21 protein-coding genes are annotated in these 20,180 nt (G+C 44.7%); 15 read left to right on the top strand and 6 right to left on the bottom strand.

All coding sequences use genetic code 11. The features are described from left to right. Positions 1–8: 8 nt before the first annotated feature. The 13 genes from ACZ5DR_RS14535 (at position 9) to ACZ5DR_RS14475 (ending at position 11,609) form a co-directional block, all read left to right on the top strand. Complete coding sequence (locus ACZ5DR_RS14535; RefSeq protein WP_377367460.1) at positions 9–1,427, top strand: protein adenylyltransferase SelO; 1,419 nt, start codon at positions 9–11, stop codon at positions 1,425–1,427. 22 nt (positions 1,428–1,449) lie between these two features. Next, a complete protein-coding gene (locus ACZ5DR_RS14530) occupies positions 1,450–2,481 on the top strand; it encodes an NAD(P)H-dependent glycerol-3-phosphate dehydrogenase (RefSeq protein WP_377367459.1) in 1,032 nt (343 codons plus the stop codon). Then, on the top strand, positions 2,474–2,755 hold the full coding sequence (locus tag ACZ5DR_RS14525) for a DUF4389 domain-containing protein (RefSeq protein WP_377367457.1): 282 nt from the start codon (positions 2,474–2,476) through the stop codon (positions 2,753–2,755). The genes ACZ5DR_RS14530 and ACZ5DR_RS14525 overlap by 8 nt, the downstream gene beginning before the upstream one ends. Beyond that, the gene (gene sixA, locus ACZ5DR_RS14520) at positions 2,745–3,227 is read left to right on the top strand and encodes a phosphohistidine phosphatase SixA (protein WP_377367455.1); all 483 of its coding nucleotides are present in this window, start codon (positions 2,745–2,747) and stop codon (positions 3,225–3,227) included. Before ACZ5DR_RS14525 ends, sixA begins: the two co-directional genes overlap by 11 nt. A 15-nt stretch (positions 3,228–3,242) precedes the next feature. Then, positions 3,243–4,103, top strand: coding sequence for an alpha/beta fold hydrolase (locus tag ACZ5DR_RS14515; RefSeq protein WP_377367453.1), 861 nt, complete (start codon positions 3,243–3,245; stop codon positions 4,101–4,103). 26 nt (positions 4,104–4,129) lie between these two features. After that, a complete protein-coding gene (locus ACZ5DR_RS14510; protein ID WP_377367451.1) occupies positions 4,130–4,924 on the top strand; it encodes a DUF4892 domain-containing protein in 795 nt (264 codons plus the stop codon). 24 nt (positions 4,925–4,948) lie between these two features. Then, a complete protein-coding gene (locus ACZ5DR_RS14505) occupies positions 4,949–5,869 on the top strand; it encodes a patatin-like phospholipase family protein (protein WP_377367449.1) in 921 nt (306 codons plus the stop codon). 116 nt (positions 5,870–5,985) lie between these two features. Beyond that, complete coding sequence (locus ACZ5DR_RS14500) at positions 5,986–6,735, top strand: HlyD family secretion protein (protein WP_377367447.1); 750 nt, start codon at positions 5,986–5,988, stop codon at positions 6,733–6,735. A gap of 54 nt (positions 6,736–6,789) precedes the next feature. Further along, on the top strand, positions 6,790–7,698 hold the full coding sequence (gene prmB, locus ACZ5DR_RS14495; RefSeq protein ID WP_377367445.1) for a 50S ribosomal protein L3 N(5)-glutamine methyltransferase: 909 nt from the start codon (positions 6,790–6,792) through the stop codon (positions 7,696–7,698). Positions 7,699–7,706: 8 nt separating this feature from the next. Next, on the top strand, positions 7,707–8,804 hold the full coding sequence (gene aroC, locus ACZ5DR_RS14490; RefSeq protein WP_377367443.1) for a chorismate synthase: 1,098 nt from the start codon (positions 7,707–7,709) through the stop codon (positions 8,802–8,804). 141 nt (positions 8,805–8,945) lie between these two features. Beyond that, positions 8,946–9,434, top strand: coding sequence for an inosine/xanthosine triphosphatase (gene yjjX / locus ACZ5DR_RS14485; RefSeq protein ID WP_464543723.1), 489 nt, complete (start codon positions 8,946–8,948; stop codon positions 9,432–9,434). Continuing rightward, entirely contained in the window at positions 9,431–10,126 is a 696-nt protein-coding gene (gene yjjG / locus ACZ5DR_RS14480) for a pyrimidine 5'-nucleotidase (RefSeq protein WP_377367439.1), read from the top strand. Before yjjX ends, yjjG begins: the two co-directional genes overlap by 4 nt. Positions 10,127–10,529: 403 nt before the next feature. Further along, on the top strand, positions 10,530–11,609 hold the full coding sequence (locus tag ACZ5DR_RS14475; protein ID WP_377367437.1) for an alkene reductase: 1,080 nt from the start codon (positions 10,530–10,532) through the stop codon (positions 11,607–11,609). A 47-nt stretch (positions 11,610–11,656) separates the two neighbouring features. On the opposite strand, the gene ACZ5DR_RS14470 is transcribed toward ACZ5DR_RS14475, so the two are convergent. Next, positions 11,657–12,403: a CLCA_X family protein gene (locus ACZ5DR_RS14470; protein ID WP_377367435.1), complete on the bottom strand. Its 747-nt coding sequence runs from the start codon at positions 12,401–12,403 to the stop codon at positions 11,657–11,659. Between the two features lie 186 nt (positions 12,404–12,589). Here ACZ5DR_RS14470 and ACZ5DR_RS14465 point away from each other — a divergent pair, with 186 nt between their 5' ends. After that, entirely contained in the window at positions 12,590–13,798 is a 1,209-nt protein-coding gene (locus ACZ5DR_RS14465; protein WP_377367433.1) for a sugar transporter, read from the top strand. Here ACZ5DR_RS14465 and ACZ5DR_RS14460 read toward each other — a convergent pair. The 3 genes from ACZ5DR_RS14460 to ACZ5DR_RS14450 form a co-directional block, all read right to left on the bottom strand. Beyond that, a complete protein-coding gene (locus ACZ5DR_RS14460) occupies positions 13,782–14,135 on the bottom strand; it encodes a hypothetical protein (protein WP_377367431.1) in 354 nt (117 codons plus the stop codon). The genes ACZ5DR_RS14465 and ACZ5DR_RS14460 overlap by 17 nt on opposite strands. A gap of 111 nt (positions 14,136–14,246) precedes the next feature. After that, on the bottom strand, positions 14,247–16,859 hold the full coding sequence (locus tag ACZ5DR_RS14455; protein WP_377367429.1) for a heavy metal translocating P-type ATPase: 2,613 nt from the start codon (positions 16,857–16,859) through the stop codon (positions 14,247–14,249). Then, a complete protein-coding gene (locus ACZ5DR_RS14450; protein ID WP_377367427.1) occupies positions 16,860–17,291 on the bottom strand; it encodes a MerR family transcriptional regulator in 432 nt (143 codons plus the stop codon). 210 nt (positions 17,292–17,501) lie between these two features. On the opposite strand from ACZ5DR_RS14450, the gene ACZ5DR_RS14445 reads away from it, so the two are divergent. Then, positions 17,502–18,386 carry an AEC family transporter gene (locus tag ACZ5DR_RS14445; RefSeq protein ID WP_377367425.1) on the top strand — a complete coding sequence of 295 codons (885 nt, stop codon included), beginning with the start codon at positions 17,502–17,504 and terminating at the stop codon, positions 18,384–18,386. A gap of 10 nt (positions 18,387–18,396) precedes the next feature. Here the strand turns inward: ACZ5DR_RS14445 and modC are convergent, their stop codons facing one another. Then, the gene (modC, locus tag ACZ5DR_RS14440) at positions 18,397–19,482 is read right to left on the bottom strand and encodes a molybdenum ABC transporter ATP-binding protein (protein WP_377367423.1); all 1,086 of its coding nucleotides are present in this window, start codon (positions 19,480–19,482) and stop codon (positions 18,397–18,399) included. Further along, the gene (modB, locus tag ACZ5DR_RS14435; protein WP_377367421.1) at positions 19,482–20,171 is read right to left on the bottom strand and encodes a molybdate ABC transporter permease subunit; all 690 of its coding nucleotides are present in this window, start codon (positions 20,169–20,171) and stop codon (positions 19,482–19,484) included. The genes modC and modB overlap by 1 nt, the downstream gene beginning before the upstream one ends. Between the last annotated feature and the right edge of the window lie 9 nt (positions 20,172–20,180).

Below are 20,180 nucleotides of genomic sequence, written 5' to 3'. Positions count from 1 at the left end.
GAGGTTTCATGAAGCTTTACCATCACTATGCGCAACTAGGCGCTGAATTTTCAGCTCATACTAAGATTCAGCCTTTAATTGAACAGCGCATAGTGGAGGTAAACAAGGACTTGGCAACAAGTCTTGGAATTGACCTAAGTGACAAAGACACTCAAGCCAAGCTTAACGGTGAGGTGCCCGTAGCGGATTCCTTAAGCATGGTCTATGCCGGTCACCAATTTGGTGGCTTTTCCCCTCAACTCGGCGACGGTCGAGGCGTACTGCTTGGGGAAGTAAAAGATTCAAACGGTCAGCTGCACGATATTCATGTGAAGGGGGCAGGGCAAACTCCTTTCAGTCGTCGTGGCGATGGCCGTGCTGTTCTGCGATCTTCCATTCGTGAATACTTGGCAGGTGAGGCCATGCACGCTCTGGGTGTGCCGTCCTCTCGCTCTCTAGCGCTATTCGACAGCCAACAGGCCGTGTACCGTGAGCAACCCGAACCTGGCGCTTTGCTGGTTCGTACGGCTCGCACTCACATTCGCTTTGGTCATTTTGAATATTTCTTTGCTCATAAGAAAACAGAGCAGCTACAGCAACTCATTGATTACACCCTAGAGCACTACTTTCCTGATGCCCTGAAATCAGAGCAACCTATCATTTCCATGCTTAAAGACGTGGTAAGTCGTACTGCGAAAATGGTGGCAAAATGGCAAAGCATCGGTTTTCAGCATGGAGTAATGAATACGGATAACTTTTCTATCCTTGGTGAAACGATCGATTATGGTCCTTATGGATTTATGGAAGATTATGATGATCGTTGGATCTGCAACCATTCGGATTATGAAGGCCGCTATCGTTTTGATCGACAGCCGGGAATTGGGCTTTGGAATCTAAATTGTCTTATGCGTTGCTTTTCTGGTCACTTGTCACGAGAGCAATTGATTGAAATATTGCAGGGCTACGAGCCTGTACTTCAACGCCACTATGATGAGCTGATGAGAGCCAAACTGGGTCTTAGCTCAGAGGTTGACATAGAGCCTCTGGTTCAGCAGCTTTTCTCTATTCTTCGTAAAGAGAAATTTGACTACACTATATTTTTTAGGTTGCTCAGCTCGGTGACCCCAGAAACGCCGGAAATTCTTCTTGACGAAGTGGTTGATCGGGAGTCCATGGGAGGCTGGTTGAAGGGTTACTGGACATGCCGCTTAGATAGCCGAGACCAGCATGACGTTTCAGCTCAAATGAAACAAGTTAACCCCAAATTTGTGTTGCGCAACTATTTAGCCCATGAAGCCATTCAAGCGGCAGAGGCGGGAAACTACCTGCCATTTAGAGAGCTTTTAAACGTATTAAAAAATCCCTTTGATGAGCATGCGGCCAGCGAAGCTCTGGCTATGCGCGCCCCAGACTGGGGGCGTGACTTAGAAGTTAGCTGCTCGTCGTAACCATAAGGTAAGCCTATATATTATGGACAAGCAATCAGTTTGTGTTTTGGGGGGCGGTAGTTTTGGTACTGCTCTTGCCAATATTATGGCTCAAAATGGCCATCAAGTTAGCCAATGGATGCGTAATGAGGAGCAGGTTGAAGAGATCAATCTAACGGGCCTTAACAGCCGCTATTTACCCAATGCTCCTTTGCATAGAGAGTTGCTGGCGACTAGTAATTTAGAAGAAGCCATTCGTGCTAGTAATACAATTTTTGTTTCTATTCCTTCTAAATCTTTTGAGCAAGTGGTCGAACGCATTCGCCCTTTGCTCACACCTGAAAAAATCCTTATCAGCACCACCAAAGGTTTCAACCCCAATCGCTTCGAATTAATGAGTGACATCCTCAAGCGTAATGGTGTGACAGAGCGAATTGGTGTCCTCAGTGGGCCTAACTTAGCCAAAGAAATTGCTGCAGGACAGCTGACTGGCTCTGTTATTGCCAGCGACGATGCTCCTCTTCGAGGTACTGTGATAGAGTTATTAAAGTCTCGGACTTTCCGCGTTTATGAGAACCAAGACAGTACTGGGGTTGAGCTGGCAGGTGCGTTAAAGAATATTTATGCCATAGTGTGTGGTCTTGCTAAGGCTGTGAAAGTAGGTGAGAACACCATGGCAATGATCATGACCCGTAGCTTAGCGGAGATGAGCCGGTTTGCCGTGCACTTCGGTGCAAACCCAATGACATTTTTAGGGCTTGCTGGGATGGGCGATTTAATTGCGACATGCTCTTCCCCGCTAAGTCGAAACTACCGTGTAGGCTTCGCCCTAGGTTCTGGAGAAGCGCTAGAAAAAGCAGTGGGCTCCATAGGTGAAGTTGCAGAGGGTGTTAATACACTTCGCATGGTGGTAGAAGAAGCACATAAACATCAACTGTACATGCCGTTAGCAGAAGGTCTGTATAAGTTGATCTTTGAAAACGCGAGCTTGGAATCCCTGATTGGTGGCCTTATGACTGGCGAACAAAAATGGGATGTAGAGTTTGCAACGACTGGAGAAAATCATAATGGATAAGCCGGGTTATTCAGATCAGGGATATTGGTTGCGTATCCTTTTTATGTTGATTTATTGGTGTCTACTCAATGTGGCATTTACCTTGTTCGGCTTTTTGCTGATTATCGTCACCTTGATACGTTTCGGCTCAAAGCATGAGCCTGTGACACTCGGCGCTTGGCTGCGATCTGTCTCCGCTTTCATGAAGCAAGTATTGGCTTTCTTAGCTTTCAGTAGCGAAGAGAAGCCTTTCCCATTTCAACCTTGGCCAGAAGGTGACAAGCGTGCAGAGTAAACGACTCTACATCATGCGTCATGGCCATGCTGAGCCATTTGGTTATCAGGACGATAGCTCAAGAGCTTTGACAGAGGCTGGATATGAAGAAGTGCGTCAAACCGCCCAGGCATTTTCTGAGACCACTGAAGACTTTGATGCAATTTTTGTCAGTCCTTTTTTGCGGGCTCAGCAAACCGCTAATGAGTTTATAAAAGTATTAGGGACTGCTACTTTACCGACGACTTTAGAAACTATTACCCCTAGTGCTAAGGCGCTGGATGTAGCGCTTTGGCTAAATGATTTACCTTATCAATCGATCTTGTTGGTGACTCATCAGCCTTTTGCATATCAGTTAGTAGATCTTCTTGCTGACCAGCCATTGCCGCCGACTTTTTCAATGCAAACGGCAACACTCGCAGCTCTTGAGGGAGAGCTTTTTGCTACAGCTTGCTGTCAGTATCGCTGGTCCCTGTCGCCAGCAAATCCATAATTTGATGGGACTGTTATGAGTAATGAAACGGCTTATAACTTAGGCCATATTAAGTTAGGCGCGCAGCAATGGTTGTCAGCCAATCCAAATGCTCTACGTGTTTTGATGCTTCATGGTTGGCTCGATAATGCTGCCAGTTTTAATAATATTGCTCTTCAATTGTGCGAATACAATGTGACTGCTATTGATCAGGCTGGCCATGGGGTGTCTGATCATAAGCCAGATGGCAGTTTTTATCATTTATGGGATCATGCCCTAGATGCTATTAGTGTGTTAAATGCCTCTACTCAAAGTACATGGTTAGTAGGGCATAGTATGGGGGGAGCGGTCGCCATGTTGGTCGCAGCACTTGCTCCAGAGAAAGTAAGAGGGTTAATAATCCTCGACAATATGGGCCCTTTGACCGCGTCGGCAGATGAGCGTGTGACCACTATGCAGCGGGCGGTCCAGAAAATGCTAAAAACCCGGGCAGATAGATATACCCGGTATCCCTCCCAAGAAGACCTTATTCAGGCTAGGATGCGTGGTTTTACTGAATTGTCACATGGAGCGGCTAAGCCTCTGGTTGAGCGAGGTTCGATCATGAAAAATGGTGAATGGGTTTGGCGATCTGATCACAAGCTCTCATTTCCTTCACCGTTTCGTATGGATGAAGCTGCTGTCGAGTCATTTATTCAGTCCATAAAATGTCCTACCTTGGCACTTGTTGCTGATAATGGTGTCTATGAAAACAATAAAGAATTGGTTAAGAAGCGCGCTACTGCGTTTCCCTGGATTAAACTTAAGTGGTTACCAGGTGGCCATCATTTTCATTTAGAGCCAAATACATGCAAAGCCGTTGCAGAGGAAATTAGACGGTTTATAGACCAAAATTAGTAAGTATTTGGTGAGGAGTCCTGATTATGTCCCGACTATTTAGATCTGCATTGGCACCCTTGTTTATAATTCCGACCTTGTCCTATGCTGCCGTTACTGAAGTGCCTGTTTTTCGAGGTGCGCAAATTATAAAAAGCGAACCCGTCGAAAGCTCCTCTATCGAAGTGCCCCTCGCTAAGATCTATCGCTCAGGTCGTGGATGGGAGCCAGAATCCGTGGAACGCATAGATGGGCAATCATTTCAGACTCTTTATAAGATTGGTCGTAATGTACCATTAAATGAAGTAGTGGATTTTTATGACGAGGCACTTGCCAGCATTGAAGGCAACACTGTTTTGTTTCAATGTGAAAGCCGTAACTGTGGTAGCTCCAATGCTTGGGCAAACAACTTTTTTAACGAATATTTGCTTTACGGTGCGGACCAGAATCAATCACTAAAAGTTCTTAAAGATGCCCAAAATCATTATTGGGTACTTTATATTAATCGTCGCGGTGCAGGTGATGTCATGGTTCGTCTTGATGAAGTTGTGCCAAAAGGGAGTGATGCGGTTGGTGCAAATATATTGGCCCAATTAAATGTTGCTGATGTGCCGCGAATACGTAGCTTTCTTCGAGAACAGTCTGATTTGAGCAATATTGTGGCGTTTGTGACGTCAGACAATCGAGATGGCAACCCGATCATAACAGGTGACAAGTCCATTGAGATGCTAAAAGATGGGCTTAATCCTGATGAGCGTCGTTTACTTCGTTTCATTAATTTAGCGAATATGGGTAATCCAGCTTATGGGGTCAACCGTGTTATTTTCGTTAGTATTAAATAGCTTTTCACATCACAAGGAGGTGATATGAGCAAGAAAACTGTCTCCCTAGTCTTAGGGAGTGGTGCGGCACGTGGGCATGCACACATAGGGATTATCAACGCTGTATTGGAAAAAGGATATGAAATAGTTTCCATTTCAGGGTGCTCAATCGGTGCCATTATTGGTGGAATCTACCTTCAAGGCAAGCTCAAGGAATATCAAGAATGGGCGGAGACATTAGACAAATTTAATGTGCTTAAGCTTCTTGATATGGCGGTACTTAGAGGTGGTTACATCAGTGGTGATCGTTACTTTCAAGTCATCGAATCCATGATAGGCGATGCTGATATAGAGTCCCTTTCGTTGCCTTATACGGCCATCGGCGTGGATATTTTAAGCCAGAAGGAATTTTGGTTTCAAAAAGGCAGCTTAATGCAAGCCATGCGAGCTTCCTCTGCTGTGCCCTCTATAGTTACACCTATACAGATAAACGGTCGAGTTTATGTGGATGGTGGTGTACTGAATCCCTTGCCAATCATTCCTACAGTATCGGCCGGTGCCGATTTCATCATCGCGGTGGACTTAAACGGACCTGCGCAAGAATTATCAGAAGAAGAATTTATCAAACAGGATGATGAGCCAGAGTGGTGGTCCAATGTTAAAAACTTTTTTGGTAAGGGAAAGGATTCTGAAGGCATTCCTGAAAAGCGTTATGAACCGCAAAACTGGGGGCGAATTCAAACCATTAACATGATGTTTGAAACCATGCAGGAATCTTTAACCCAATACAAGATTGCTGGTTACCCGCCTGATGTCCTAATCTCGATTCCAAAAGATACTTGTAGTTTTTATGAATTTTGGCGATCCAAAGAGCTGATTGATTTTGGCTACGATCTGGCCATGAAAGCACTGGATGAATACGAGCAGCCAGAGACAAAACACTTTTCATTTCCAAAGGGGCAATAAGCCCCTTTTTTTATGGCTTTAATAAAATCGACCTGAGATCTTACCAATAGATAAATAATGATCTATTTGATAAACTATTTATTTAATAGATCAAATTAACGTTGGAGCTGTTATTCATGGCACGTAAAGCTAATATCGCTAAAGAAGAGATCATAGAAGCCTGTTGGCATCTCATCTCAGAAAACACCTTTCCAAATATTCCTCGTCTGAGTGAGTACTTCAAAAAACTAGATGGAAGAGGGTGCTCCAATACAACATTGCTAAATGCTATCTCTGAATGGGAAGAAGCCTATAGAGAACAAAGTGCGAGTGAATTATCAGATCTGGCTGAAAGCATTGAGCCTTGTATCGACCGTTTTAATCGAGATTTAATCAAAGCTGTCTCAGTAGTGTTAGACGAAAAAATACGTGCACATGAAGAGTCGTTATCATTGCGCAAGGCTTCTTTAGAGGGGCGAAGCGACGCTTTGAGCGAGGCCTTATCCGAAAGCCAAATAGCGCTTGAAGAACGAACAATTGAAAACCATCAATTAAAGGAAGCCTTAGAGAAGCAACAAAAGAGCAATCAGCAGTTAACCACTCAAAATGAAGGCATGCTGTCCAGAACTCGAGTTTTAGAATCTGACTTAGCGGCTATGAAGCGGCAGTTAGAGGAAGCTGATGCAGCGTTACATCAAGCCCAAGTAGATCTTGCTAAACAAGACATTAAAATAGAACTGCTCACTGATGCGAACAAGTCTGCCCAGAGTCAAATTCAGCAGCTGCAACAAAGTAAGACTCAAGAATACGATCAACAGGTAAAAAGCACGGTACTTGAGCTAAAGGAAATCGCAAAATCCCTGCAGAACAAAGGGGCTGAGCGATAGAGCTAATATGGGTTTATCGGTATAATACGCCTCTTTGTAGCAAGATTGAATGTCATGAGTAAACATCAAACCGCGGTTCGCGACTTAGAATCCATCCAAGATTTCATTCGCTGGACTTATTCTCGTTTTCGTCGATCGGATATATTTTACGGCCATGGTACAGATAACCCATGGGATGAAGCGGTTCAATTGGTGCTTGGTGCGCTGACTCTGCCTTTGGACTTTGATAAAGAGTTTTTGGATAGCCGCCTCACGTATAATGAAAAAAAGCATATCCTTAAGCTCGTTGATGTTCGTATCAATCAACGCGAACCTTTACCGTATTTACTTGGTGAAGCTTGGTTTATGGGGCTGCCGTTTAAAGTCACGAAGGACACCTTGATTCCACGCTCACCGATCATGGCTTTGATTCAAAATGAATTCCAGCCTTGGCTACAACAATATCCACTTAACATACTGGATATGTGCACAGGATCCGGTTGTTTAGGTATCGCTGCGGCGTTAACCTTCGAAGACTCTAGTGTGGACATCACAGATCTTAGTGATGCGGCACTAGCCGTAGCTCAACAGAATATTACTATGCATGAGGTTGAGGACCGCGTCACGGCTATCCAGTCTGATATGTTTGATGGTCTTTCCGGTAAGCAATACGACCTCATTATCTGTAATCCACCTTATGTGGATGCAGAAGATTATGAATCGGCTCCTGAAGAGTTTCATAACGAACCAGAATTAGCGTTAACATCAGGGGTAGACGGGTTAGATTTCACCCGTAAATTTTTAACACAAGCAGGGGACTATCTGCACGACAATGGCATCATAGTTTATGAAGTCGGAAACTCAGAAGTCGCGTTGCAAGAGGCCTACCCAGATACACCTTTTATGTGGGTTGAGCTAGAAAACGGTGGTAACGGTGTATTCGTTCTCACCAAAGAAGAATTAAAGACATTACAACAAGAGTAACCTGACACATGGCTGGTAATACATTTGGAACTATGTTTAAAGTCACAACATTCGGTGAAAGCCACGGCTTGGCTCTAGGCGCGATTGTTGACGGCTGCCCTCCAGGCTTAGAACTAACAGAAGCCGATCTACAGCGTGATTTAGACCTTCGAAAACCAGGTACTTCCAAGCATACTACACAACGCCGGGAGCCTGATGAAGTCGAAATTCTGTCTGGCGTTTTTGAAGGCAAAACCACCGGTACACCGATCGGACTTCTAATCCGTAACACGGATCAACGCTCTAAAGATTACGGCAATATCAAAGATACCTTCCGTCCAGCTCACGCTGATTATGTATATGATCAGAAATTTGGTTTCCGTGACTATCGTGGCGGCGGTCGTTCTTCTGCTCGTGAAACGGCCATGCGTGTAGCGGCTGGTGCCATCGCTAAAAAGTGGCTAAAACAGCGTTATGGCATCGAAATTCAAGGCTTTTTGTCACAACTTGGTCCGATCAAGCTAGACGTTAAAGATTTATCACAGGTCTATGAAAACGCCTTTTTTAGCCCTGATCCTGATGCGATTCCAGAGCTTGAAACCTACATGACGAACCTGCGACGTGAGGGGGATTCTGTTGGTGCCAAGATTACAGTGGTTGCAAAAAATGTCATGCCTGGACTGGGTGAGCCCGTGTTTGATCGCCTTGATGCGGACATTGCAAAAGCCATGATGGGCATCAATGCCGTTAAAGGTGTGGAGATTGGTGATGGCTTTGATGTGATTGAACAAAAAGGCACTCAACACAGGGACGAAATGACTCCAGAAGGTTTCCTAAGTAACCATGCTGGTGGTGTTGTTGGTGGATTGTCTTCTGGACAAGACATTGTGGTGCACATGGCACTTAAGCCAACTTCCAGTATCACGGTGCCAGGCAAAAGTATCAATCGCCAAGGCGAGTCTATCGATGTGATTACTAAGGGCCGTCATGATCCATGTGTCGGTATTCGTGCCACACCGATTGCAGAAGCCATGTTGGCTTTAACCTTGATTGATCATTTATTACGTCATCGTGGGCAAAATGCTGACGTGACATGCGAGACCCCGATCATAAAAGGGCAAGCATAACGTTTTAAAAGCCGCTTCCGAGCGGCTTTTTTGTCTTTAAAACCACATGATATCAACTCTTACGGATCGAGAACTCAGATGGCTAATGTCGTTATTCGTATACAAGTAGGCTCGCAAAATCCTGTAAAGCAGGGGGCGGCCATGAAAGCATTTGCGAAAGCTTTTCCCAGTCGTGCATTACATTGTGAAACGACAAGCGCCCCCTCCGGGGTTCCTGATCAGCCTATGAATGAAGCTGAAACCAAGCTTGGGGCGCAAAATAGAGCAACCCACTGTGCTCATCATGATAAGAAACAATCCTTTGATTTTTATGTTGCCATGGAAGGGGGCGTTGACCTATTTGACGAAGGTCCAGCAACCTTTGCCTACGTCACCGTACGGGATAAAAATGGCAAAATGATCACGGGCCGAAGTGCCAATTTACCGCTACCAAGTGGCATTTATAAGCGCCTAGTTGAAGGTGAAGAGCTGGCACACGTGATGGATGATGTGTTTAATGAGCACAATATAAGACAAAAGGGCGGCGCGATCGGTGTCCTGACTAACCATATTGAAACCCGTGAAAGTGTCTACATGCAGGCCTTGATACTTGCTTTAGCGCCTTTTATGCATGAAGAGATATATCAATGATCGATCAATACAGTCACTTTTGGTTTGACGCCGATGAAACCCTGTTTAAGTTTGATGCTTATGCAGGTCTACAGCACATGTTTCAAATGTACGATGTGGAATTTACTAAAGAGCATTTTGAAGTATATCAAGCGACGAATAAGCCACTTTGGGTAGCATACCAAGACGGCTTAATAGACGCTAATACGCTTCAGATAACGCGTTTTAAGGGTTGGGCAGATAAGTTGTCTGTGGAGCCAAGTGTATTAAATGAGCAGTTTTTAGACAGCATGGCGTTACTCTGTGAGCCTTTACCAGGGGCATTGGGTTTAATCGATTATCTGAAATCTAAACAGAAATCTCTATCAATCATCACCAATGGTTTTACCGCGTTACAAGAGCGTCGACTGCAAAAGACGGGCTTACGGGATGCATTTGACCACATAGTCATTTCAGAGCAGATTGGGTACGCAAAACCACATAGCAAGGTATTCGAGCATACCATGGCCAAACATGGCTTAACGGAACAAGACAAACCGCACATCTTAATGGTTGGCGACACCTTAGCCTCAGACATCCTTGGTGGTAATAATGCCGGTATTGATACTGTCTGGTTGAATCATCACAACATTGAAGTAGAGCCACACGTAATGCCCACGTATGAAGTTCCTAATCTGGAAATATTACTTCGCAAACTGAAAGGCCGTAACTAGACATTCGCGACTGATCAACACAGCTTTAAACTTGTAAAAGCCTTAAGAAGAAGCGAATTCAACAAATAGAGGTTTTGCCTAGCTGAGCACAACGAAAGTAGTTCTGATATTTCCGATAAATGTTATTATCGGAAATAGCGAAATAAGCCATTTTAAGTTCAATCTCTCTGTATTTGACACTTTGTCCTAAGAGTTTTCTCTTATTGAGCTGTATTGAAACTGCATTGATTCATTATGCTGCTCGCCATTGGCTCCCTTTATAAACTCACTATTCCTAGTCTCAGTACCATTCACACCCTGAGTTCAACAGCACAAACTTAGGATAAATCTTGCACCGTGTTGAATTCCTCCATTATCGTCCTATCTATTAGTTATCGATAAATTAACTTTTAAGGATTTAACAATGTCTAATGCTACGCAAGCACTGTTTACATCTGTGGCTCTTGGTGATGTTCAGCTATCAAATCGATTCGTCATGGCTCCATTAACACGCTGTCGTGCTGTTGATCATCAGCCTAATCAATTAATGGCTGAATATTACTCACAACGAGCTTCTGCTGGCTTGTTGATTACTGAATGTACAATGATGACTGAAGGCACTTCTGCGTTTGGCAACGATCCTGGCATTTACAGTGCTGAGCAAGTGGCTGGATGGAAATTAACCACTGATGCCGTACACGCTGCTGGCGGTAAGATTTTCATGCAAATCTGGCATCCAGGTCGCGCTGCTCATCCTGCCCTTAATAATGGCAAGCCGTCAGTGGCACCAAGTGCCATTGCTATTGATGGCGAGATTCATACGCCAGAAGGCAAAGTGCCCCATGCAGTACCTGAAGCCCTAACTAAAGAAGCTATTGCTGCGATCGTAGAGGATTTTCGTAAAGGCGCAGAAAACGCTAAAGCCGCGGGCTTTGATGGCGTAGAGATCCACGGTGCCAATGGTTACTTGATTGACCAATTTTTACGTGACAGCAGTAACAAGCGTACTGACGAATACGGCGGCTCCTTTGAAAACCGAGCGCGTTTCTTAACAGAAGTGATTGAAGCTGTGACCAGTGTATTTGGTTCTGGCCGTGTTGGTTTGCGCCTTTCGCCCCTTAATAGCTTCCAAAGTATGCAGGACAGTGACCCTGTTGCTTGGACCGAGTATTTAACAACTCATCTGAATAAGTTTAATTTGGCTTATTTGCATCTTATGCGTGCTGATTTTTTTGGTGTGCAGCAAGCGGATGTGGTTCGAGTCGCCCGTGATCATTACCAAGGGCATTTAATGGTGAATATGGGTTATTCTGCTGAAGAAGCGAGCGCTACTATTGAAAGCAAAGATGCTGATACGGTTGCTTTCGGTACGCCGATTCTTGCGAACCCTGATTTTGTAGAGCGTACTCAAAAAGGTGCCGAATTGAATACTCCAGACCAAGATACTTTCTATACATCAGGTCCTGAAGGTTACGTCGACTACCCTACTTTGCAATCTGCCTAATCATTATTAAATGAACTAATCAAAGCCGGACAATCAGTCCGGCTTTTTTATATCATAACCTCTCGCTGAAGAGCGGCTCCTAGCACACCAAAGTATTGGTTAAACATTTCATTAATAATCAGTCGTTGTTGACCCTTAGGATACAGCCCGAGCTTGGCTTCATCAGAATGAATGGATCCACGTACCAAAAACTTATTTTGCGGCACGCTATCTTCAATAAAGGCTTCAAATGCTCGGGCGCACATTTCTTCAGGCCGTGAGTAATATAATACCCCTAGGCGATCATCCGTATCCCGTGAGACAGTAAATAAGTCACTAGGTTGCTTACCGTCATTAGATAACATGATGGCGGCAAAGCATTCACCTAATAAGGCATTTAATGGGTGTTTACCGCTGGGATAATCATTAAGCCACATGTTTGAAGCGAAGGCTTGTGAGTCAGCAATGGGAAACATTTTCTCACCCATATAATGGTCAAATGCATGAAACCATTCATGGGCAAGACTTCCTGCCCCCGCATTCTTTGCTAAAGACAGCTTTCTCATGGCCGGCACATAATGAGCAGACACTCCAGGTCGGCCACCTTTGCCATATTGCAACCCCAGCGTGCCTCTTAGAGATATTAAATGTGTCGTTCCTGATAAAGCAGATTGGAGATCACATAGGGCATTATGAAAGTTAATGGCTGCTCTATCCCGTTCTTCTGGTGTGACCCAGCGCCCCATTTCAATTCCTTTAAAATCGAACTGACGACGAATGCTAACAAATGATGGAATTTGATGGGATGCAATCATAATAAGCAGAAAAGTGGCGGGGACCTATAGAAATTCAGCGAAAATAGTATGAAATAGATGTTAAACGATACGACTGTGTTGCGCATCGTGTGATTACCAATTTGATTCATATTTGACCGCTTTTTCTTTCGTGTAAAACATGAAGAATAGGCGCTCCTTTGAAACCAGATACTGTCGGATGTATTAATGACTCAATTACCTCCTCACTCAGAAACACCGCGTTACGTTCAATACTTAAGGGTATTTGCGTTAGGATTTTGTGCGTTTATTTTTAATACATCTGAGTTTGTTCCCGTGGGTTTGTTGTCTGATATTTCATCTGACTTTGGGATTATGCCCTCGCAGACAGGCTGGATGCTGACAATCTATGCTTGGATTGTCGGACTCATGTCACTACCTATGATGCTGATCACCAGCAGAATGGAGCGGAAACGTCTGCTATTAGGCACATGTACGGTATTTGTTTTGAGTCATGGATTTTCTGCCATTGCTTGGGACTTTCAGAGTTTGTTAATCAGTCGCATTGGTGTGGCATTCTCCCATGCGGTGTTTTGGTCCATTACGGCATCCATTGCAATCCGTGTTGCGCCTCCAGGTAAGATGAATTTCGCCTTGAGTGTTTTAGCCACGGGGACAGGGATGGCCATGGTATTGGGCGTTCCTTTAGGTCGACTTATTGGACAGACTCTTGGTTGGCGAATGGCGTTTGAAGCCATTGGTATTGCGGCATTTGTCACTACCGTTGCGGTATTCCGTTTGTTGCCACCTCTGCCTAGTATGACCACAACGGGTTTAGGTAGTAAGGTAAAATCTGTTTTTACCAATAAGATATTGTTCACCATTTATTTTGCGATTTTATTGGTGTTTACCGCCCATTATACGTCTTATAGCTACATAGAACCGTTTTTGAAAACCTTTGAAAATATCTCTGATTCAATGACAACTGGGGTGCTTTTAACGTTTGGTTTAGCGGGTATCATTGGTAGTACAACGTTTGGGTACTTTGGTGAAAAGTACGGTAATCAGTTAATGATTGGCAGTGCTGCAGGTTTAGCGGTCTGTATGTTAGTGCTTGGGTTGGCGGCGAACATTACCTGGTTGATGATTGCTGTCACTGTGGTTTGGGGGGCATCACTAATTTTGACGACGCTATCTATGCAAGCCCGTGTATTAGGGATTGATGAAGGTGCTTCGGACATTATCATGTCTCTGTATTCAGGCATTATTAATGTGGGCATCGGCGCTGGAGCCTTACTTGGCAGTGTTGTCATTGAACGTGCTGGCATTGCTTATACGACTTATGCGGGTGCTTTTGTGGCCTGTTTGTCCCTCTTGGTAATCTACTACATTACCAAGCTGGGACTAAAACAGGTTGCGGTTAGCGGCGGACATTAGGGGCTTTACTGCAACAGTGAGGTACGTGCTTTGCGTTTGCCCGAATGTTTTCATCTTTCATGGTGGCTAAAGAAAAATACCAACGTTTTATAAAGTTAGAGCGATCAACTTCTAGCCCCACCTTTGTTAAGGTATTTAAGCAGTCTTCTAACGTTATAATCGAAGCATCATAGCTGAAAGCAAGCTTACCAGTGCGAGGTTTATAAGACTTGACCTTTGCACTGGGCAATGCTTTAAACAGCTCCTTCAAATTCCCTAGGGACCAAGTGCCCTCTTGTGTCTGATCTGTTGTTTTAAACGTCAAACTAACAGTATGTTCAAAAGCGGATTTAGACATATCTGCTCCATTTTTTAGCCGACTGGGCTTAGCGAGAGTCGCTAAGCCAAAACCACCAAACTATGAAACCCATTAAGGCAACACCTAGTACATTGATTAAAATATCCATGATTAGTCTCCTTTAGTTGGCGTTGTTGAAGGCTTAAATAAGCGTAATCGATTGGCATTTAGTACCACAGTAATGGATGACAGTGACATTGCAGCACCAGCGATCACCGGACTGAGTAGCCATCCTGTGAATGGAAATAACAGACCCGCAGCGACAGGGATACCTAAGGCGTTATAGCCAAATGCCCCCCAAAGGTTTTGCTTGATATTGTTTAGAGTCCCTTGGCTCACAGCAATAACACTCACCACATTATTGAGGTCATTACCAATGAGGGTAATGTCAGCACTTTCCATGGCCACATCTGTCCCAGCTCCCATGGCAAAGCCTACGTCAGCTTGAGCCAATGCTGGGGCATCATTAATACCGTCACCGATCATGCCGACTACAAACCCCTGTTGCTGCAAAGATTTGATGTGAGCATGTTTGTCTTCAGGGCGCATCTCAGCTTTGAAGTCATCTATGCCTACTTCTTTTGATACGGCTGCAGCGGTTTGCTCATTATCACCGGTTAGCATGACGACCTTTATCCCTTGATCATGTAGCGCTTGGATTGCATTAGCCGAACCGGATTTAACCTTGTCTGTAATATTAAATACAGCCAATAGGTCTTTATTTTTAGCAACATAGACATGTGAGCCTTGGCCCAAGTCAGTGACTTTGGAAAGATCTACATGGTTGTCCTGCATTAACTTCCCATTACCCAGTAAATACGTCTCCCCATTGATGTCGCCAGAAACACCTTGTCCTGTAATGGATTTGAAATTCTTCACTTGCGCTTCAGCGTATACATCAGATATCCCTTCCACCTCAACATAGTTAAGTAAGGCTTCTGCTAACGGGTGGTTGGCACCCTTCTCTAAGGCCTGAATAACACCGTGAACCTCTGATTGGGATAATTCACCATGGTACTGAGTTGCATCAACTACCGGTTTGCCCTCAGTGATGGTGCCTGTTTTATCGACTACCACTAGGTTAATTTCACTGGCCTTTTGCAGGGCATCACCGTTTCGAATCAAGCCTCCAAACTCCGCTGCTTTACCGATACCAATCATAGTTGAAATAGGTGTAGCCAAGCCTAGGGCACAGGGACAAGCAATAATCAGCACAGAAACCGCAGCTACTAGCATGTTTACAGAAACGGGAGATGGACCAAAATTGAACCAGAGCAATGCGGCAGCCGTAGCAATTAACATCACGCTTGGAACAAAGATAGCTGAAACTTTATCCGCAAGTTTACTGATAGGCGGTTTTGAATTCTGTGCTTCTCCCACCATGTTAATGATCTGAGCAAGCAATGTGTCAGCACCGATCTTAGTGGCTCGATAGGTAAAGCTACCATTACCATTGACGGTGCCAGCAGACACATTGCTCCCTTGTGATTTTTCAACGGGAACGGGTTCACCTGTTAGCATGGACTCATCTATTACGGATTCGCCTGATAAAAGGATGCCGTCCACAGGAAGCTTCTCACCCGCCTTTACTTGAATGGTATCGTCTATCTGAATGTCGCTAATGGCCACAGTTTGAGACCTATTATTCCGGACGACCGTGGCATGACGTGGACGTAAATCCAACAAGCGTTTTAGTGCTTGGCTGGTTTTACCTCGCGCTCTTACTTCCAATGCTTGCCCTAGGTTAATTAAACCTAAAATCATGGTGCTGGCTTCAAAATAGAGGTGGCGAGACGCTTCAGGTACCCAAGTAGGTGCGATCACCACCGCCATTGAATAGACCCAAGCCGCTCCCGTACCTAAGGCAATTAACGTGTCCATGTTACTGCTGCGATGTAAGAATGCACGCCACGCACTACGATAATAATGGCCACCAGAAAACACCATCACAGCCAAGGTCAGGACGCCAATAGCGCCCCATGTCCACTGCTGTATTGTGGTGCTGATCATCATAGAGCCACCCAGTAGCCCCCAAAGCATGAGAGGAACACCAACAGCCAACCCAGCAAACGCATTACGAAATTTTGTGACTAACTCTTGGTGCTCTTTTTCGTCTCGCTCCTTTTGAGCTACTTCAGGATCAACAATCTGTGTTGCCCCGTAGCCCACATTGGTCACTGCCATAATCAAGGCGTCAACGCCTTGATTACCGCGCACCTGAGCCGTTCGGCTGGCAAAATTTACCTCAGCGTGTTGTACGCCAGGAACCTTATCAAGGGCCTTTTGTATGGTGTTCACGCATCCAGCACAGGTAATCCCGGAGAGTTGTAATTGAATGCTGTCTTCGTTGTTTAATTCAGCACCCTCTTCTTTGACGACATCAGAAGGCTGCACTTGAGTTTGTTCATGAGCATGCTCATTGCTTGTTTTAGTTGTTGTTAAGGCGGGCTCAGGCTCTTGTGCAGGCACCTCATATTGCCCTAGTAGTTCATACCCTGTTTCTTCAATGAGTGTTTCAATTTGTGACTCATGTAATTGAGTCTGGATTTCTAGGCGGTTGTCTTTAGGAGTGCCGACCACTTCCGCACTAGGATCTTTCTCTTTAATGGCCCGTCGCACTTTGCTGACACAGCCTTGGCATGACATGCCTGTGACATTCAAATCGAACTCAAAAATATTCGGTGCATCCGGTGCCACAGGATGCGTTTGGTTAACATCACTCATTTAATGCTCCTTAGAACAGCAATCTGTTTCCTGTTCCCATTCTTCGATAAGACAACAAATGGAGTGGCCATTAGGGATGCCATCCTCCATTTCTTCCCAAGTTGCGAGAGCCGCCTCCATTTTAGCGAGGTGTGCTTGAAGCTCTGCTATCTGGCGTTTTGTTTCGGGGACTTTTTGTCGCAATAAGTCGCGAACCAGTGGACAAGGAGAATCACCAGAATCTGATTGTTCAAAAATTTCAGCGATTTGTTTTAGACTAAACCCCAACAAACGTGCCTGTTGAATAAACCTAATTCGCTTCAGTGCAGCGGCGTCATACTGCTGATAGCCATTATTCGGGTTTCGCGTAGAGTGAATAAGTCCTTCGCGAGTGTAGTGACGCACTGTTTCACCGGTAACCCCTGCTGCTTTTGCCAGTTCTCCGACTTTCATAATGCCCCCTGTTATTTCATTCGTCCTATCTTAGAACCTTTGTGTAACACATAGGTCAAATGTCGAATAGCGAATACACCTGAAAAATTGATACAAACGGATATTTGCGCAAATCTTCAAGATTGCTTTCATGCTTCTTACATAAAGACAGGCACGGGATAACCGAGTAAAGTAAACGGCTTATGGACTTTAAATGTTATCTTCACGCTTATGATTGCTGTATTTGTTCAGGCGCTTACGCCGATTATTCTCCTTGCTGGCCTTGGAATACTACTCTCTAGAAAGACCCAATATCTTGATAGTCCACAGTTAGGTGCCTTGGTGTCCAACATAGGGATCCCTGCTTTGTTATTGCACTCCATCTTAAATATGAAGATGGAATTGTCCGGTATGCTGTCTCTCGTGGCCGTGACGATTGTGATTTTAGTATTAGTAGGTGTAGCGTCATTTGTGTTTTTAAAACTATTAGGATTACCGGTTCGCTTTTATTTACCTCCTTTGGTAAACCCGAATACAGGTAATCTTGGAACACCAGTGGCCTATGCGTTATTTGGTGTAGAAGGATTGACGGTTGCTATTGTGGTGAGTTCTGTTGTCCAGATCAGTCATTTCACTTTAGGGGTGGGATTTATGTCAGGCAGTTATCATCCTAAGCAATTAGTGAAGAACGGTCCTGTTTTAGCCCTAATAGTAGGTGGGGTATTTAGTGGTATGCAACTGAGCTTACCCGAAGCTGTTATGAATACTCTTGGGATGCTGAGTGCAATCACCTTACCCATTATGTTGATGCTACTCGGTAAGTCCCTAGCCAGTCTTAGTATTAATGATAAAAGCCAAATTAAACGAGTCGTCAGCCTTTCTCTGTTCAGACCCCTAATTGGTTCAGGTGTTGCGTTACTGGTGGTGCCTTTTTTTAACTTTAATAGTGTTGAAACCGCAACCATTGTCATGTTGCACGGCATGTCTGTGGCGGTGATCAGTTATATGTTGGCAACACGCTTTGATGGCCCAAAAGACGAAATTGCACTTATGATAATGCTCTCATTGCCCGTATCACTTGGTGTCGCGGGTGGGGTTTGGTGGTGGTTTCAGTAGCTCAACTGAGCTAGCGAACAAGGGGCGCTGACTTGATGGTTGCCCAGACCGTCATTCCGTTTGTTAAAGCCAGATTATGTACAGATAATCGGGTGATACTTGATACAAGCTCAATGCCATTAATATCAATGGTAACGGTTGCAAGGGCAGAAGATTCATTTGTTACGATGTTCGAAATACGGCCTTTGAAGCTATTTAACGCACTTGAATCTGACATGGCAGTTAAGCTAAGGCTTACTTGATTCGCTTTAATAAATAGCTTAACAGTGCTTCCCTTGGATGCACTCAAATTTGGGACAATGAGATCACCCAGCGGGGTGTTGACTCTAGTGAGCTGCCATGCAGACAGTTCTTCCATTACTTCTCCAGCAACGGCAGTACCCATTCCTCCTAATTCAGAAGCTTCGGGGCCAAGACGCGCCAGTATGTTATTAGGTTCCCCTATTGCACTGATATTGCCATTCTCTAAATACACGACACGATCGGAAATACGAGCCACTTCTTCTATAGAATGGCTCACATATAATATGGGAATCTGAATCTCTCGAGTGAGTTTCTCTATGTACGGCAGAACTTCCTGTTTTCTTTGGCTATCGAGGGCTGCTAAGGGTTCATCCATTAATAATAAACGAGGACGTCTAAAAATAGCTCGAGCAATGGCCACCCTTTGCTTTTCTCCCCCAGAAAGCTCATGGGGCATGCGAGATAATAAATGTTCGATACCTAAAACCTGAGCTAGATGAGCTTGCTCACTTTCTGTGGACTTAGACACCGCGCGCTTTAAGGCATAATCCAGATTCTGTTGCACTGTGAGATGCGGAAACAAACTGGCCTCTTGAAAGACATAGCCAACCGCCCTTTCATGAACTGGCACATGATGATTATCTGTGAGCCACTTAACATCGCCTATGGAGAGGCTTCCTACAGCGTCAACTTCCAAGCCTGCAATCACCCGTAATAACGTGGTTTTACCAGAACCTGATACCCCCATAATCCCAGTGATTCCAGATAAAGGGAGCTGCATTGCAATTTGCAGTTTAAAGTCTTCTTTTCGTTTCAGGGTAATATCTAACGACAGGGTTTTAGCCTTTTCCATTAGTATGCTCCATGGGACATTGCTTTAGTGCTTTTCGTACCATAAAGGAGCAGCAAGACTACAAAAGAAAACCCAAGCATTAACGCGGCTAAAGTATGAGCTTCTGCATATTCTAGCGCTTCAACGTGATCATACATTTGTACCGCAACCACACGGGTTTCTTCTGGAATATTGCCTCCAATCATCAACACCACGCCAAATTCACCGACTGTATGGGCAAAACTTAATACAGCAGCAGTAAATAGACCGGGTTTAATTAAGGGTAACACCACTGTGAAGAAACGATCCCAAGGGCCTGCACCTAACGTCGCTGCAACTTCCAAGGGGCGCTCCCCTAGTTTCTCTATGGCGTTTTGAATGGGATAGACTGCAAAGGGTAGCGAATAAATGACAGAAGCAATAACCAACCCTGAAAAGGTAAAAGGCAGTAACCCAATACCTAAAAACTGTGTTGTTTGGCCTATGAATCCGTGTGGCCCCATGGAAATCAGTAAGTAAAAACCGAGCACCGTAGGGGGTAAGATAAGGGGCAAGGACAGTATTGCGGCAATTGGTGCTTTCAGTTTGGAGCCAGTGCGTGCTAGCCACCAAGCAATCGGGGTGGCTAGACATAGCAATAGAATCGTAACCGTTGTGGCAAGCTTTATTGTCAGCCAAATAGCGGCTAAGTCTGATTCTGATAAGTACACTGAGTGTCC

The organism is Marinomonas vaga (assembly GCF_055388305.1).
Note: the sequence above shows the minus strand (reverse complement) of the source record. Positions and strands in the feature narration are given on the sequence as shown.

Bases quoted from the DNA above. Each gene is read 5' to 3' on its own strand.
- ACZ5DR_RS14535 (WP_377367460.1), top strand. From the start codon at position 9: ATGAAGCTTTACCATCACTATGCGCAACTAGGCGCTGAATTTTCAGCT.
- ACZ5DR_RS14530 (WP_377367459.1), top strand. From the start codon at position 1,450: ATGGACAAGCAATCAGTTTGTGTTTTGGGGGGCGGTAGTTTTGGTACT.
- ACZ5DR_RS14525 (WP_377367457.1), top strand. From the start codon at position 2,474: ATGGATAAGCCGGGTTATTCAGATCAGGGATATTGGTTGCGTATCCTT.
- ACZ5DR_RS14515 (WP_377367453.1), top strand. From the start codon at position 3,243: ATGAGTAATGAAACGGCTTATAACTTAGGCCATATTAAGTTAGGCGCG.
- ACZ5DR_RS14510 (WP_377367451.1), top strand. From the start codon at position 4,130: ATGTCCCGACTATTTAGATCTGCATTGGCACCCTTGTTTATAATTCCG.
- ACZ5DR_RS14505 (WP_377367449.1), top strand. From the start codon at position 4,949: ATGAGCAAGAAAACTGTCTCCCTAGTCTTAGGGAGTGGTGCGGCACGT.
- ACZ5DR_RS14500 (WP_377367447.1), top strand. From the start codon at position 5,986: ATGGCACGTAAAGCTAATATCGCTAAAGAAGAGATCATAGAAGCCTGT.
- prmB (WP_377367445.1), top strand. From the start codon at position 6,790: ATGAGTAAACATCAAACCGCGGTTCGCGACTTAGAATCCATCCAAGAT.
- aroC (WP_377367443.1), top strand. From the start codon at position 7,707: ATGGCTGGTAATACATTTGGAACTATGTTTAAAGTCACAACATTCGGT.
- yjjX (WP_464543723.1), top strand. From the start codon at position 8,946: ATGAAAGCATTTGCGAAAGCTTTTCCCAGTCGTGCATTACATTGTGAA.
- yjjG (WP_377367439.1), top strand. From the start codon at position 9,431: ATGATCGATCAATACAGTCACTTTTGGTTTGACGCCGATGAAACCCTG.
- ACZ5DR_RS14475 (WP_377367437.1), top strand. From the start codon at position 10,530: ATGTCTAATGCTACGCAAGCACTGTTTACATCTGTGGCTCTTGGTGAT.
- ACZ5DR_RS14470 (WP_377367435.1), bottom strand. From the start codon at position 12,403: ATGATTGCATCCCATCAAATTCCATCATTTGTTAGCATTCGTCGTCAG.
- ACZ5DR_RS14465 (WP_377367433.1), top strand. From the start codon at position 12,590: ATGACTCAATTACCTCCTCACTCAGAAACACCGCGTTACGTTCAATAC.
- ACZ5DR_RS14460 (WP_377367431.1), bottom strand. From the start codon at position 14,135: ATGTCTAAATCCGCTTTTGAACATACTGTTAGTTTGACGTTTAAAACA.
- ACZ5DR_RS14455 (WP_377367429.1), bottom strand. From the start codon at position 16,859: ATGAGTGATGTTAACCAAACGCATCCTGTGGCACCGGATGCACCGAAT.
- ACZ5DR_RS14450 (WP_377367427.1), bottom strand. From the start codon at position 17,291: ATGAAAGTCGGAGAACTGGCAAAAGCAGCAGGGGTTACCGGTGAAACA.
- ACZ5DR_RS14445 (WP_377367425.1), top strand. From the start codon at position 17,502: ATGATTGCTGTATTTGTTCAGGCGCTTACGCCGATTATTCTCCTTGCT.
- modC (WP_377367423.1), bottom strand. From the start codon at position 19,482: ATGGAAAAGGCTAAAACCCTGTCGTTAGATATTACCCTGAAACGAAAA.